A 213-nucleotide genomic window follows, 5' to 3' on the forward strand; every position below is an offset into this window, starting at 1 on the left:
GGGCCATCAAGGCGGACCCGACCATCGTCGCCGACTTCACGCCGCATCTCGCGGACGCCTGCAAGATCGTCGGCGCCAGTTCTGATGCCGAGCTGTTGCAGCGTTGCGAGGTGGCGATGCGCGAGGCCGTCGGCCGGGAGGCGACCGCGGTTCGCTCGCAGACCTATTATCTCGACGTCACGCCGCCCGGTCATGACAAGGGCACCTTCGTGG

The 213-nt window shown here is 67.6% G+C and carries 1 protein-coding gene; it reads left to right on the top strand.

Annotated features, from left to right (window positions below):
• Positions 1 to 213 (top strand): HAD hydrolase family protein (locus tag KJQ96_RS39880; protein WP_213291309.1); only part of this gene is annotated, 213 nt, incomplete at both ends.

The sequence above is a fragment of the Bradyrhizobium sp. sGM-13 genome (genome assembly GCF_018398875.1).
GTDB lineage: Bacteria > Pseudomonadota > Alphaproteobacteria > Rhizobiales > Xanthobacteraceae > Bradyrhizobium.